We start from the raw sequence: 13587 nt of genomic DNA on the forward strand, positions 1-13587 counted from the left end.
AGGCCTGCGCCAGGCTTTTGGACGCTTAAACCCCAAGGCCAGCCATGCACGACGAAAACTTGCTACAACTGATCATTGAAGACCTGCCTCCTGCACAGCAGTTGCTGGAGCTACTTCGGGAAGAGTCCCTGGCCCTGTTCGGCCGGGACATGCGCATGCTGGAAGAAATCCTGGCGCGCAAGCAGTCGCTGATCGTCCTGCTGGAACAGCACGGCAAGAAGCGCAGCCAGATTCTCCTCAGCCTGGGCCTCTCGGCCGACCACAAGGGCCTGGAGCAACTCGCCAGCCACTCCACGGTGGGCGACCAGTTGCTGGCCCAAAGCAAAGAACTCAACCAGTTGCTGACCCTGTGCCAGGAAACCAACATTCTCAACGGCCAGGCTATCCAGCTTCAGCAAGCCACCACCGCCAATCAGTTGCGTATCCTCCACGGCGGCGAGCCTCCGGCCCTCTACAACGCTCAAGGCTCTACCTCACGCCTGGCCAAGCCAAGCACCCGCAGCCAAGCCTGAAACCAGCTTAAGCGCGCCCTATCCAAGGCGTGTCACATGCTGGCAAAATGAAAGCACTTGCGTGTAGTCGTATTTTGTCTGGAGATGGAAGAACCGTGTTCAACGCCCCTAACGCGGAAGATGCTCCGCAGCCACCCAAGGTACTCACCACGCCGCTGGAAATCGCTGGCACCTTGCGGATGCTGCAAGAGAGCCATGATCCGCTGATCATCACCTTCCACGAACGCAACCAGCGCTTTCAAAGCTACCTGGTGGAAATCGACCGGGACAGCCAGACGCTGGCCCTCGACGAAATGATCCCGCGGGACGGCGAACGCTACCTTGAGAATGGCGAAGCTTTCCGTATCGAAGGTTTTCACGATGGCGTGCGGGTGGCCTGGGAAAGCAACGGCACCCTGACCACCGACGAAGCTGGCGGCCACCGCATTTACCGCGGCAGCATGCCCGACGAAGTAATTTACCATCAGCGTCGCAATGCCTTCCGCGCCGCCCTGAAGCTGGCGCAACTGGTCGGCGTGGAACTGGGTGGCGACAAACTCAAGGCCCCTATCAGCGGCAAGTTGCTGGATATTTCCGCCACTGGCTGCAAATTGCGGTTCGAAGGGGACATCTCCGAACGCCTGCAACTGGGCCAGGTCTACGACCGCTTCATCGCCGCCCTGCCCTTTGGCAGCATGACCACCTCGGTGGAACTGCGTTACCTGCACTTCGAAGAAAGGATCAACACCACCTTCGCTGGCGTACGCTTTCACAACATGAGCGGGCTGGTGCAGCGTCAGGTCGAGCGGTTTGTGTACCAACTGCAGCGTGAAGCGCGCCGCTTCGACAAGGACGATGATCTTTAAACACTAAAGGTCGCGATAAAAAAGCGGGCAGTTCCTCAAGGGAACTGCCCGTTTTTGTTTTCAGGGACGCGCCCTGCTCAGGTCGTGGGGGTGATCATCCGGGTCCGGATGCTCCGGGGGCTCGGTAACCGGTGATGGCTCCTCCCCCTCAGGATCGACTTCAGGCTCAGGGTCTGGAACGGCGGTCTGCATCTGGTCCTGCACCACCTGCTCATCCACACGCGGGTCGAGGCACGCCACCAGCGGCGAGCTGGACATGCTGTCGGGCATCGCTACGTGATGCAGCGGTGCATCGTCCACCTGATGCAGGTTGGTGACTGCCTTGGGCCGAATGCGCCAAACCAGGATCAATGCACACAGGCTGAAAAACGCATACAGCATGTGGCTGCCGAACAGCTTCATCACCACACCCGCCAACAACGGCCCGATACTGGCACCGACACCGTAGGTCACCAGCAACATCGCCGTGAGCGACACCCGGCGATCGCCCTCGACGTGGTCGTTGGAAAACGCCACGGCCAGCGGGTACAGGCAGAACTGCACCAGGGAACAGAGAAAGCCCGCAACAAACAGCACTTCCAACGGCACCTGGGTCATGATCGCCAACGGCAACGCGGCCACCGCCAGGCACAAGGCAAAGCAGCGAATCAACAGCGCGCGGTCATATCGATCGGACAACCAGCCCAACGGCCATTGCACCAGCAGCCCGGCGAAAATACAGCTACCCATGAACAGACCGACCTGCTCGGTGGTCAGCCCCTGCTGGGACGCGTAAAGCGGCGCCAAACCGTAGAACGAACCCACGATCAGCCCGGCGCCCAACACCGTACTGAGGGATTGCGGCACCCGCTTGATAAAGAAGCGCGGTTCCATCGGCGCAGGATGCAGCGGTGCCGGGTGAATACGGCGAGTCATGGCCACTGGCACCAGGCACAGCGCAAAACACAGCGCGACCAGCATCAGCAACTCAAGGCCCAACTCAGGGTGCATCACAAGGATCAGTTGGCCCAGCACCAGGCCGAGGTACGAAGCAATCATATAGCCGCTGAACACCGCACCGCGCTGCTTGGCTTCAGCCTGCTCGTTAAGCCAGCTCTCGATGACCATGTACTGGCACATCATGCCCAAGCCGACAATCATCCGCAGCACAATCCAGGCTGGCAGCCAGTTGATCAGCCCGTGGCCCAACACCGCCGCACCGACGATCCCGGCACAGGTGGCGTAGGCCCGGATATGCCCGACGCGGCCAATCAGGCGGTGACCGATCTTGCCCCCCAATACCAGGCCAAAATAGTTGGCGGCCATCAACGCACCCACCCACAGGCTGTCGACGTGATCTGCCGCCAGGCGCAAGGCCAGGTAAGTACTGAGCAGGCCGGAGCCGATCAGCATCATCAGGGAAGCAAAATAAAGGGCTCGAAAAGGTTTCCAGATCTGGCGCATCGGCGTTCCGAGCGGCTCCTTGCAATGGGGTTCAGGGCTATCGGAATGATAGTCCCGGGTCGTCGGATCCGGACAGCCAAAATACGCGGTTGCCGGGGAATATTTTGCTCATGCCAATTGGCTACGTGTCAGACGCTCGACAGTGACCTGCGAGGTACACGATGCCGACGAATACTTGCGCCGCCTCGCCCTTGCCTCCCGTGTGAACCTCAAACGCGGGCAAGGTTCGGTTGGTGTTTGAAAAGACTGGAGACCACAGGGGCCCAGCCACAAAAAAGCCCCGCCAGATAAATCTGATCGGGGCTTTCTGAAGTTCGGGCCGCTTGGGCAGGAACGATTATATGGTGTCCCAGGGCCGGTTCGAACGGCCAACCTTCCCCTTAGGAGGGGGATGCTCTATCCAATTGAGCTACTGGGACTAATGACAGCCAGCCGGCCAAGAGCACGGCGACGGACGGCGTGCATGTTAACGGCGCAGGTCAATTTTGTCATGTCGTCCGTGGGCTTTTTAAGTGTAGGCCTATGCCCGCGGCACCAAGGCTCATTCCAGGCAATGATTGCGGGCAATTCGCAACCGTCGTGCAAAATGCATTACCCCAAAATGCCATCATTGCAAATTGCAACATCACGACAACATAGGACATATATAACTATTTGATTTTAAAGGATTTATTATCAAATAAAGACTGGCACGGCGCCTGCAATCCTTTATCCTACAAATACAGTCCGGCCCAGCCATCTGCGGAGAACATGCCCATGAACAGCGCACTTCTACTAGCCCTCAATACCGTTGCTCTGGCTGCGCTGGTGATGTTCCATTTTCAATCTACAACCGCTGATGATGCCGCGCAGGTCAGCCAGGCGATTCCCCATCACCTCCAGCAGCGCCCGCAGCTGGCAGTCATGAAGCCGAACATGCAATCACCGCTGCAACTGACCCAGGGCACTCAGGCCGCCCCTTCGACTGAACACTGGGTTTTCTGAACCGCTTACCGGAGTATTCCATGACCAAGTCCGCCTGGTTGTTTCTAACCCTGGCCCTGGCCGCCGCCGGCCTCGGCTTGAACGTATTGTCGCAAGACGTACAGACCGTCTCATTCGTTGCCGCCGGCGTGTTCGGCAGCCTGTGGGTACTGGCAATCATCATTGGTCGCCGCATCAAATTCGATCCCGTATTGCGCTGAATCCCTCCGCTCGTCGTCCTCTTGCAAATAGCAGCCACCCTCAGGCTCACCCGTCCGAACAACTGACCATATGTCGCTCCGCCCTCGTAAATTGGCAATTTGCCACTAATCTTAAAGTTAAGGGCAAAAGGCCATATTGCTATAGGATGTGCGCCCGAAAAGCCTTTTGCGCCTAGGGCCTGCGGCCTCAACACCCTTTGGGTGCGTCCGTGGAAAAGTTTTCCAACCAGTTCGCAAATTTTGAAATGAGTACTGGCATAAAGCCGGTAGCCGGTTCAATATTTGTCACAGAATTGACGCCAAGGAACTGGCAAATCTGAGGCATGATGCGGCCTCTTTGCAATTCAGGTTGAACATTTGGCAGCAAGCCTTGTCCTAACATGCATCTTGCGGCCAATTCCAAAAACCGCTCCCCTGAACTAACCGGTTAAATATATGCGCCCATTGAAACAGGCAATTTATTCCAGCCGTACGGCTGACAAGTTCGTCGTACGTCTGCCAGACGGAATGCGGGAACGCATTGCCGAGGTGGCTCGCAATCATCACCGCAGCATGAACTCCGAAATCATCGCACGCCTGGAACAAAGCCTGATTCAGGAAGGTGCGCTGGGCGACGAGCTGAGCATGCGCCTGGACAGCCCCGAGCTGTCACTGCACGAACGCGAACTGCTGCAGCGTTTTCGTCAGCTCTCCCACCGTCAGCAAAATGCTCTCGTCTCGCTTATCGCTCACGACGTTGAGGCAGCTGCAGAAGCCAACTGATTGGCAACCGAAAGCTGAAAGCCAGCCATGGGCTGGCTTTTTTTTGCCTGGGATTTGGTAAAGAAAGGATCAGGGGGCAAAAGCCCCCTGGCCTATAGAAGGGATCAAAGCAGGAAGATGGTTGCCAGACCAAGGAAGATGAAGAAGCCGCCACTGTCAGTCATGGCCGTGATCATGACACTGGCGCCCATGGCCGGGTCGCGCCCAAGGCGTACCAGGGTCATTGGAATCAGAACCCCCATCAAGGCCGCCAACAGCAGGTTAAGCGTCATCGCCGCGGTCATGACCACGCCGAGCGACCAACTGCCATAAAGCAGGTACGCCACGATGCCAATGACACCACCCCACACCACGCCGTTGATCAGCGCGACCGCAAGCTCCTTGCGCATCAAACGCTTACCATGGCCGGTACCCACCTGATCCAGCGCCATGGCACGCACGATCATGGTGATGGTCTGGTTACCCGAGTTACCGCCAATCCCGGCCACGATCGGCATCAGCGCCGCCAGGGCCACCAGTTTCTCTATGGAGCCTTCAAACAGGCCAATAACCCTTGATGCAATAAACGCGGTAATCAAATTGACCGCCAGCCAGGCCCAGCGGTTACGCAGGGACTTCCAGACTGACGCAAAAATATCTTCTTCTTCCCGCAGACCGGCCATGTTGAGGACTTCGCTTTCGCTCTCCTCACGAATCAGGTCGACCATTTCATCGATAGTCAGACGGCCGATCAGCTTGCCGTTCTTGTCGACCACCGGGGCCGAGATCAAGTCATAACGCTCGAACGCCTGGGCGGCGTCGTAAGCGTCTTCGTCGGGATGGAAACTCACCGGATCACTGGCCATGACGTCCGCGACTTTCTTGTCCGGGTCATTGACCAGCAGGCGCTTGATCGGCAGCACGCCCTTGAGAATGCCTTCGTTATCGACCACGAACAGTTTGTCGGTGTGGCCTGGCAGTTCCTTGAGGCGGCGCAGATAACGCAGAACCACTTCCAGGCTGACGTCTTCGCGGATGGTGACCATCTCGAAGTCCATCAGTGCGCCGACCTGCTCCTCGTCGTAGGACAACGCCGAACGCACGCGCTCACGCTGTTGAGCGTCGAGGGTTTCCATCAGCTCATGGACGACGTCTCGCGGCAGCTCGGAAGCCAGGTCAGCGAGTTCGTCGGCATCCATGTCCTTGGCGGCAGCCAGGAGCTCGTGATCGTCCATGTCGGCGATCAGGGTTTCACGGACCGAGTCGGATACTTCGAGGAGGATGTCGCCGTCGCGGTCAGCCTTGACCAACTGCCACAGGGTCAGACGGTCATTAAGCGGCAAGGCTTCGAGGATGTAGGCGACGTCGGCAGAGTGCAGGTCATCGAGCTTGCGTTGCAGCTCGACAAGGTTTTGCCGGTGGACCAGGTTCTCGACCCGGTCGTGATTCGCGCCTTCCTGGCGATGCGTCAGGTCTTCGACCACGCGCTGGCGCTGCAGCAGCTCGACGACTTGAGCCAGGCGATCCTGCAGGCTTTCTTGTGTTTTCTTTACTTCAACTTCGGTCATAGGCGAACTCCACTCCCAGCAGCAGGGCACGCCGGAAGGATCAATCAGTCAATTCATGATTGGTAAAACGGGGTACTGAGTAGCTACTGGGTAAGTCCATGGAAGTGTTCCACAAGCCCCGGCGGGGCTGACGGGCGCAATGATACACCGGGCGGCCGCTTTTAACGTCAAAAAACTGGAAAGAACAAGCGCTTGCGACACAAAGCTGAGCATTGGCCACACATATGAACTGCGACGACGCAGCTCAAAAGGAAAACACATGGGCGGGAGAAAAAGACGCCGCAGGAAATAAAAACCCCAGACGGCAAAAAGCCCGCACTTGGCGGGCTTTTTGTTGTTTGGTGCACTCGACAGGATTCGAACCTGTGACCGCTCGGTTCGTAGCCGAGTACTCTATCCAGCTGAGCTACGAGTGCAGATTGTGTTTTTAGACCAGATCACAACTGGTTGAAGCCAAGTTACCTGCATTGCTGCAACTAACTCTTAAATGGTGCACTCGACAGGATTCGAACCTGTGACCGCTCGGTTCGTAGCCGAGTACTCTATCCAGCTGAGCTACGAGTGCATTTGTTGCCGCGCATTATAGGCCGTTCAATCTCTATGTAAAGCTATTTTTTCGTTTAGTTTCAACAACTTAGCGAAAAAACCAGATTGCAACGTACTAAGCAAATAATGGCGGAGAACGGGGGATTCGAACCCCCGACACCCTTTTGAGGTGTACTCCCTTAGCAGGGGAGCGCCTTCGGCCACTCGGCCAGCTCTCCGCAACACGGGGCGTATATTAACCAGCTTCATCCCCGTTTGCAAACATAAAAAACGATAAAAATTAATGGCTTGGTTCTTCGTCCTTCTCTTTCTTGATCCGCAGGTAGATTTCCTCGCGGTGGACAGCCACCTCTTTCGGAGCGTTAACCCCAATACGCACTTGATTGCCTTTAACGCCGAGCACGGTCACGGTGATTTCGCCATCACCAATAATCAGGCTTTCTGCGCATCGACGAGTCAGAATCAGCATACCTTTCTCCTCACGCATTTCATTTCGGGAACAACAGTCTGCAAAAAAAAGGCATTCGACCTACAACCAAATGGTCATAGCCCTACCTGCCTAAGTATTGTCGAGCCCAGGTAAAAGAACAGGTCTTCACCACGGGCCCGACAAAAAAATGAAAGGCGCGGATAACCGCGCCTTCCTGGCAACGCATCACTCGCCCTGTCGGGCCGGAGCGTCCAGCTCAAAAGCGGTATGCAGTGCGCGTACAGCCAGTTCCAGGTACTTCTCTTCGATCACCACCGACACCTTGATTTCCGACGTGGAGATCATCTGGATGTTGATGCTTTCCTTGGCCAGGGCTTCGAACATGCGGCTGGCAACGCCCGCATGGGAACGCATGCCCACGCCCACGATCGACACCTTGGCAATCTTGGTATCGCCGACCACTTCACGGGCGCCGATTTCCTTCGCGGTGTTCTGCAGGATCCGCTCCGCCGCATCGTACTCGTTGCGGTGCACGGTGAAGGTGAAATCGGTGGTGTTATCGTGCGAAACGTTCTGCACGATCATGTCGACTTCGATGTTCGCGCCACTGATAGGGCCCAGAATCTTGAAAGCCACGCCCGGGGTGTCTGGCACGCCACGGATAGTCAGCTTGGCTTCATCACGGTTGAAAGCGATACCGGAAATGATCGGCTGTTCCATGGATTCCTCTTCATCAATAGTAATGAGGGTGCCCGGACCCTCCTTGAAGCTGTGCAGTACGCGCAGCGGAACGTTGTACTTGCCGGCGAACTCAACGGCACGGATCTGCAACACCTTGGAACCGAGGCTGGCCATTTCCAGCATCTCTTCGAAGGTGATCTTGTCCAGGCGCTGAGCCACGGGCACAACCCGCGGGTCGGTGGTGTAGACGCCATCCACATCGGTGTAGATCTGGCACTCGTCAGCCTTCAGGGCTGCCGCCAGGGCCACGCCGGTGGTGTCGGAACCGCCACGACCCAAGGTGGTGATGTTGCCGTGTTCGTCGACGCCCTGGAAACCGGCGACAACCACTACCCGACCGGCCTTCAGGTCAGCGCGAATCTTCTGATCATCAATCTGCAGGATGCGTGCTTTAGTGTGCGCGCTATCCGTAAGAATGCGGACCTGGTTGCCAGTGTAGGACACCGCCGGCACACCACGCTTATTCAGCGCCATGGCCAGCAACGCGATGGTCACCTGCTCACCGGTGGAAATGATCACGTCCAGCTCACGGGGAACCGGTTGCTGATCGCCACTGATTTGCTTGGCCAGATCGATCAGGCGATTGGTCTCGCCGCTCATGGCAGACAGCACCACCACCAGGTCATCGCCGGCATCGCGGAATTTCTTAACCTTGTCGGCGACCTGCTCGATTCTTTCGACAGAGCCGACCGAGGTGCCTCCAAATTTCTGTACGATCAAAGCCATTTCTAAGCCGCCTCAGCCCGTAAAGGGGCGCCTGTTATTCAATCAACCAGCACTGACTGAGCCCGCGACTAGACCACGGGCTCATTAACAGCGTCTTAAATACCTGCCTCGACAAACGGCACGGTCAGGGCCAGGGCCGCGTCCAGGGCGCCGGCGTCAACACCACCGCCTTGCGCCATGTCCGGACGACCACCGCCCTTCCCGCCCACTGCCGCGGCGGCTTGCTTCATCAAATCACCGGCCTTGAGTTGGCCAGTCAGGTCTTTGGTTACACCGGCAACCAGAACGACCTTCTCCTCATGGACACTGCCGAGCAGGATCACTGCGCGGCCGAGCTTGTTCTTCAACTGATCGACCAAGGCCAACAGCGCCTTGCCGTCCTGACCGTCCAGGCGCACGGCCAGCACTTTCACACCCTTGACGTCCAGGGCGGAAGCCGACAAATCGTCGCCCGCCGCGCTGGCCGCCTTGGCCTGCAACTGCTCCAGCTGTTTCTCCAGCTGACGGTTGCGCTCCAGTACGCCGGAGAGCTTGTCGATCAGGTTGTCGCGGCTGCCCTTGACCAGGCCGGCCGCTTCCTTGAGTTGTTCTTCTGCCGCATTGAGGTAGGCCAGGGCCGCAGCGCCGGTGATCGCTTCAATACGACGCACGCCAGAAGCCACACCGCCTTCGCTGATGATTTTCAGCAGGCCGATGTCGCCGGTACGGCTGGCGTGGATACCGCCACACAGCTCAACCGAGAAGCTGCCGCCCATGCTCAGTACGCGCACTTCGTCGCCGTACTTCTCGCCAAACAGCGCCATGGCGCCTTTTTTCTTGGCGGTCTCGATGTCGGTTTCTTCGGTTTCCACCGGGGTGTTCTTGCGAATCTCGGCGTTGACGATGTCTTCCAGGGCCTTCAACTGCTCAGGCTTGATCGCCTCGAAATGACTGAAGTCAAAACGCAGGCGCTGGCTATCCACCAACGAACCCTTCTGCTGCACATGCTCACCCAACACCTGACGCAACGCGGCGTGCAGCAAGTGAGTGGCCGAGTGATTCAAAGCAGTTGCATGCCGTACGTCGGCATCCACTTGAGTGTCCACCGGCGCGCCGACGGTCAGGTTACCCAGCACCAGCACGCCGTGATGCAGGAACGCACCGCCGGTCTTGGTGGTGTCGCGCACTTCAAAACGACCGGAAGTCGAGCTCAGGAAACCGCAGTCACCGACCTGGCCGCCGGACTCAGCGTAGAACGGGGTCTGATCCAGGACTACAACGCCCTCGTCACCTTCGTTCAGCACGTCGACCGACTTGCCGTCCTTATAGATAGCCACGATCTTGGCCGAGCCAACGGTGGCTTCATAACCAATGAACGAAGTCGCTACATCAACCTTTACCAGGGTGTTGTAGTCCAGGCCAAAGGAGCTGGCGGAACGGGCACGCACACGCTGGGCTTCCATCTCACGCTCAAACCCGGCTTCGTCGATGGTCAGCTCGCGTTCGCGGGCGATGTCGGCGGTCAGGTCCATCGGGAAACCGTAGGTGTCGTACAGCTTGAACACCACATCGCCCGGCACCACGGTGCCTTTAAGCTCGGCCAGGTCCTGCTCGAGGATCTTCAGGCCGTGCTCCAGGGTCTTGGAGAACTGCTCTTCTTCAGCCTTGAGCACGCGCTCGATGTTGGCTTGCTGCTGCTTGAGTTCCGGGAAGGCTTCGCCCATCTCGGCTACCAGCGCGGCAACGATCTTGTAGAAGAAGCTGCCGGTAGCGCCCAGCTTGTTACCGTGGCGGCAGGCGCGACGGATGATGCGGCGCAGCACGTAGCCACGGCCTTCGTTCGACGGCAATACACCGTCGGCGATCAGGAAACCGCAGGAACGGATGTGGTCCGATACAACCTTGAGCGACGACTGATTGTCGTTGGCACAACCAATGGCCGCGGCCGAAGCGCTCAGCAGGTTGGTGAACAGGTCGATCTCGTAGTTGGAGTGAACGTGCTGCATCACCGCACTGATCCGCTCCAGGCCCATGCCGGTGTCCACCGACGGCGCTGGCAACGGATGCAACACGCCATCGGCGGTGCGGTTGAACTGCATGAACACGTTGTTCCAGATTTCGATGTAGCGGTCGCCGTCTTCTTCCGGCGAGCCCGGTGGGCCACCCCAGATGTCGGCGCCGTGATCGTAGAAAATCTCGGTGCAAGGGCCGCACGGGCCGGTGTCGCCCATGGTCCAGAAGTTGTCGGAGGCGTAAGGCGCGCCTTTGTTGTCGCCGATGCGAATCATGCGCTCGGCCGGCACCCCGATTTGCTGGGTCCAGATGTCGTAGGCTTCGTCATCGGTGGCGTAGACGGTCACCCAGAGTTTTTCCTTCGGCAGCTTCAGCACGCCGGTCAGGAAGGTCCAGGCGAAGGTGATCGCATCTTTCTTGAAATAGTCGCCGAAGCTGAAGTTACCCAGCATCTCGAAGAATGTGTGGTGGCGGGCGGTGTAGCCCACGTTTTCCAGGTCGCTGTTCTTGCCGCCGGCGCGTACGCACTTCTGGCTGCTGGTGGCGCGGGTGTAGGCGCGCTTTTCCTGGCCCAGGAAGCAGTCCTTGAACTGGTTCATCCCCGCGTTAGTGAACAGCAGGGTTGGGTCATTGCCTGGGATCAAGGAGCTGGAGGCGACACGGGTGTGACCTTGCTCTTCGAAGAAGCGAAGGAAGGCTTCACGGATTTCTGCGCTTTTCATTAGGTTCTTCCACGGAGGCTGCGGCCAAAGGCCAGTGCTAAACGTCATCAGACGGAGCGACGGCAAAGGGCCGCATTATATCGGCCCTTTGCCCGTGGTACAGCGTGTTTATGTGATAGAAACAGTCAATTAGACGGTCTGCACTGTCATTTCCGGGAAAACTCGACAAATGTCGCGAGCACTTGCTCGATCTGTGCCCGGCTGACGTCCAGATGAGTGACCATGCGCAGACGCGACGCGGCGCTCAACTTGATCCCGCGCTCGGCAGCAAACACCTTCAACGCCTCAGCCCGATCACCGATATCCACGTAGACCATGTTGGTCTGCACCGGCTCCACCGTGTAGCCCGCCTTGCGCAGTTCATCCCCCAGCCATTGGGCGTTGGCGTGGTCGTCGGCCAGGCGCTGCACCTGGTGGTCCAGGGCGTACAGCCCCGCCGCCGCCAGCGAGCCGGCCTGGCGCATGCCGCCACCGACCATTTTGCGCAAACGGCGGGCCTTGGCGATCAACGCCGTGGAGCCGCACAACACCGAGCCGATCGGGGCGCCCAGCCCTTTGGACAGGCACACCGACACCGAATCGAAGTGCTGGGCGATCTCTCGCGCACCCACCCCCAGCTTGACCGCCGCGTTGTAGAGCCGCGCGCCATCCAGGTGCAAGGCCAGGCCGTGTTCCCGGGTAAACGCCCGCGCGGCCGCCAGGTATTCAAGGGGCAATACTTTGCCCTGCATGGTGTTCTCCAGCGCCAGCAGGCGGGTGCGGGCGAAGTGGAAGTCGTCCGGCTTGATCGCCGCCAGCACGTGCTCAAGGTTCAGGGAACCGTCGGCCTGCACTTCCAGGGGTTGCGGCTGGATCGAGCCGAGAACCGCCGCGCCGCCGCCTTCGTATTTGTAGGTGTGAGCCTGCTGACCGACGATGTATTCCTCGCCACGCTCGCAGTGCGCCATCAACGCCAGCAGGTTGCTCATGGTGCCGGTGGGCACGAACAACGCGGCGGCAAAACCCAGGCGCTTGGCCAGTTCGGCTTCCAGGCGATTGACGCTCGGGTCTTCGCCGTAGACGTCGTCGCCACTGGCCGCCGTCGCCATCGCGTCGAGCATGCCTGGGGTGGGCTGGGTCACTGTGTCGCTGCGCAGGTCAATCACGGTCATCAAACTAGCCTCTAGCGGATTGGGGCATTTCTTGTGTTAACGATTACTGCGGGCAAACCCGCGGAATATCAAGCCCCGGGCTTGCACAATCGAATACCAACCAAACAAACCGATATAGGTTATCGATAAACCAACCGTGCAGTTTCTGAAAAACCATGATAAAAACTCTCCGCCGCCAGGGTTCTGGCGGCAACGTTCTCAGGGCGGGGTGTAATTCCCCACCGGCGGTAATTGCACGCAATGTGCATAGCCCGCGAGCGCTTGGCGCCTCGAACTGCCTCGGCAGGACGGCGACAAGGTCAGCAGACCCGGTGTGATCCCGGGGCCGACGGTCATAGTCCGGATGAAGAGAGAACGGGATTGGCACCTAAGGGCCGCGCTGACGTCATGTTTTCATGAGCCAGCTGTGCGTACCCTTAAATCCCATTCGATTCATAACGCCCTGTTTTTTTCTTAAACAGGAGTCAGAACATGCAACCCACCGCAATCGACAGCAAAAGCAAAAACCATCACGGCGAGCGTGTCGCGTTTATCCAGGCCTGCTGGCACAAGGATATTGTCGACCAATCCCGTAAAGGTTTCCTCGCCGAAATGATCGCCCAGGGCTACCAGGAATCGGACATCGATTTCTTCGAAGTCGGCGGCGCCTTTGAAATGCCCCTGCACGCCAAGCTGCTCGCCAAGTCCGGCCGTTATGCCGGTATCGTCGCGGCCGCCCTGGTGGTGGACGGCGGGATCTACCGTCACGAGTTCGTGGCCCAGTCTGTGGTCAGCGGCCTGATGCAGGTTCAGCTGGAAACCGAAGTGCCAGTGTTCTCGGTATCCCTGACTCCGCACCACTTCCACGCGGGCAGCGAGCACCACACGTTCTTTTATGAGCACTTCGTACACAAAGGCCAGGAAGCGGCACGCACCTGCGCCGACACCCTGCACAAGGTTCGCGCACTGCGTCGCAATGAGCCACGGGCGGTAGCGGTTTAAGCGAC

The 13587-nt window shown here is 58.5% G+C and carries 12 protein-coding genes, 4 tRNA genes and 1 riboswitch; of the genes, 6 read left to right on the top strand and 10 right to left on the bottom strand.

From position 1 onward, the window contains the following. Positions 1-44: 44 nt before the first annotated feature. Together flgN and SNL23_RS05875 are read left to right on the top strand one after the other, a co-directional pair. Entirely contained in the window at positions 45-512 is a 468-nt protein-coding gene (flgN, locus tag SNL23_RS05870; protein ID WP_076015033.1) for a flagellar protein FlgN, read from the top strand. A 95-nt stretch (positions 513-607) separates the two neighbouring features. Further along, positions 608-1357 (top strand): flagellar brake protein, encoded by a 750-nt coding sequence (locus tag SNL23_RS05875; RefSeq protein WP_076015032.1) that lies wholly within the window; start codon positions 608-610, stop codon positions 1355-1357. Positions 1358-1417: 60 nt separating this feature from the next. Here SNL23_RS05875 and SNL23_RS05880 read toward each other — a convergent pair whose 3' ends face one another. Beyond that, positions 1418-2800 (bottom strand): MFS transporter, encoded by a 1383-nt coding sequence (locus SNL23_RS05880; protein ID WP_318301828.1) that lies wholly within the window; start codon positions 2798-2800, stop codon positions 1418-1420. Positions 2801-3142: 342 nt separating this feature from the next. Then, positions 3143-3219 (bottom strand) — tRNA-Arg (locus SNL23_RS05885). A gap of 337 nt (positions 3220-3556) precedes the next feature. On the opposite strand from SNL23_RS05885, the gene SNL23_RS05890 reads away from it, so the two are divergent. The 3 genes from SNL23_RS05890 to SNL23_RS05900 all read left to right on the top strand — a co-directional run bounded on the left by SNL23_RS05890 (position 3557) and on the right by SNL23_RS05900 (position 4746). Further along, positions 3557-3784, top strand: coding sequence for a hypothetical protein (locus tag SNL23_RS05890; protein WP_318301829.1), 228 nt, complete (start codon positions 3557-3559; stop codon positions 3782-3784). Between the two features lie 20 nt (positions 3785-3804). After that, positions 3805-3984, top strand: a complete 180-nt coding sequence (locus SNL23_RS05895; RefSeq protein WP_318301830.1) for a PA3371 family protein — start codon at positions 3805-3807, stop codon at positions 3982-3984. A gap of 435 nt (positions 3985-4419) precedes the next feature. Then, on the top strand, positions 4420-4746 hold the full coding sequence (locus SNL23_RS05900) for an Arc family DNA-binding protein (protein WP_003175643.1): 327 nt from the start codon (positions 4420-4422) through the stop codon (positions 4744-4746). Between the two features lie 104 nt (positions 4747-4850). Here SNL23_RS05900 and mgtE read toward each other — a convergent pair whose 3' ends face one another. From mgtE to ltaE, 8 genes are all read right to left on the bottom strand, one after another. After that, positions 4851-6293, bottom strand: a complete 1443-nt coding sequence (mgtE, locus tag SNL23_RS05905; RefSeq protein ID WP_076015027.1) for a magnesium transporter — start codon at positions 6291-6293, stop codon at positions 4851-4853. 339 nt (positions 6294-6632) lie between these two features. Next, a tRNA-Arg gene (locus SNL23_RS05910) sits at positions 6633-6709 on the bottom strand. 72 nt (positions 6710-6781) lie between these two features. Beyond that, a tRNA-Arg gene (locus SNL23_RS05915) sits at positions 6782-6858 on the bottom strand. Between the two features lie 108 nt (positions 6859-6966). Further along, a tRNA-Ser gene (locus SNL23_RS05920) sits at positions 6967-7057 on the bottom strand. A 62-nt stretch (positions 7058-7119) separates the two neighbouring features. Further along, positions 7120-7308, bottom strand: coding sequence for a carbon storage regulator CsrA (gene csrA / locus SNL23_RS05925; protein WP_002554426.1), 189 nt, complete (start codon positions 7306-7308; stop codon positions 7120-7122). 186 nt (positions 7309-7494) lie between these two features. Beyond that, positions 7495-8736 (bottom strand): aspartate kinase, encoded by a 1242-nt coding sequence (locus SNL23_RS05930; protein ID WP_076015026.1) that lies wholly within the window; start codon positions 8734-8736, stop codon positions 7495-7497. Between the two features lie 95 nt (positions 8737-8831). Next, positions 8832-11450 (bottom strand): alanine--tRNA ligase, encoded by a 2619-nt coding sequence (alaS, locus tag SNL23_RS05935; protein ID WP_167663715.1) that lies wholly within the window; start codon positions 11448-11450, stop codon positions 8832-8834. Between the two features lie 146 nt (positions 11451-11596). Further along, complete coding sequence (gene ltaE, locus SNL23_RS05940; RefSeq protein ID WP_318301831.1) at positions 11597-12601, bottom strand: low-specificity L-threonine aldolase; 1005 nt, start codon at positions 12599-12601, stop codon at positions 11597-11599. Positions 12602-12791: 190 nt separating this feature from the next. Then, positions 12792-12961, top strand: a riboswitch (FMN riboswitch). A gap of 111 nt (positions 12962-13072) precedes the next feature. Here ltaE and SNL23_RS05945 point away from each other — a divergent pair. Next, the gene (locus SNL23_RS05945; RefSeq protein WP_076015023.1) at positions 13073-13582 is read left to right on the top strand and encodes a 6,7-dimethyl-8-ribityllumazine synthase; all 510 of its coding nucleotides are present in this window, start codon (positions 13073-13075) and stop codon (positions 13580-13582) included. Positions 13583-13587 lie beyond the last annotated feature (5 nt).

Origin of the sequence: Pseudomonas sp. SED1 (assembly GCF_034044025.1) — a bacterium.
Taxonomy (GTDB): domain Bacteria; phylum Pseudomonadota; class Gammaproteobacteria; order Pseudomonadales; family Pseudomonadaceae; genus Aquipseudomonas.

Bases quoted from the DNA above. Each gene is read 5' to 3' on its own strand.
- SNL23_RS05900 (WP_003175643.1), top strand. From the start codon at position 4,420: ATGCGCCCATTGAAACAGGCAATTTATTCCAGCCGTACGGCTGACAAG.
- csrA (WP_002554426.1), bottom strand. From the start codon at position 7,308: ATGCTGATTCTGACTCGTCGATGCGCAGAAAGCCTGATTATTGGTGAT.
- flgN (WP_076015033.1), top strand. From the start codon at position 45: ATGCACGACGAAAACTTGCTACAACTGATCATTGAAGACCTGCCTCCT.
- SNL23_RS05880 (WP_318301828.1), bottom strand. From the start codon at position 2,800: ATGCGCCAGATCTGGAAACCTTTTCGAGCCCTTTATTTTGCTTCCCTG.
- alaS (WP_167663715.1), bottom strand. From the start codon at position 11,450: ATGAAAAGCGCAGAAATCCGTGAAGCCTTCCTTCGCTTCTTCGAAGAG.
- SNL23_RS05930 (WP_076015026.1), bottom strand. From the start codon at position 8,736: ATGGCTTTGATCGTACAGAAATTTGGAGGCACCTCGGTCGGCTCTGTC.
- mgtE (WP_076015027.1), bottom strand. From the start codon at position 6,293: ATGACCGAAGTTGAAGTAAAGAAAACACAAGAAAGCCTGCAGGATCGC.
- SNL23_RS05895 (WP_318301830.1), top strand. From the start codon at position 3,805: ATGACCAAGTCCGCCTGGTTGTTTCTAACCCTGGCCCTGGCCGCCGCC.
- ltaE (WP_318301831.1), bottom strand. From the start codon at position 12,601: ATGACCGTGATTGACCTGCGCAGCGACACAGTGACCCAGCCCACCCCA.
- SNL23_RS05945 (WP_076015023.1), top strand. From the start codon at position 13,073: ATGCAACCCACCGCAATCGACAGCAAAAGCAAAAACCATCACGGCGAG.
- SNL23_RS05890 (WP_318301829.1), top strand. From the start codon at position 3,557: ATGAACAGCGCACTTCTACTAGCCCTCAATACCGTTGCTCTGGCTGCG.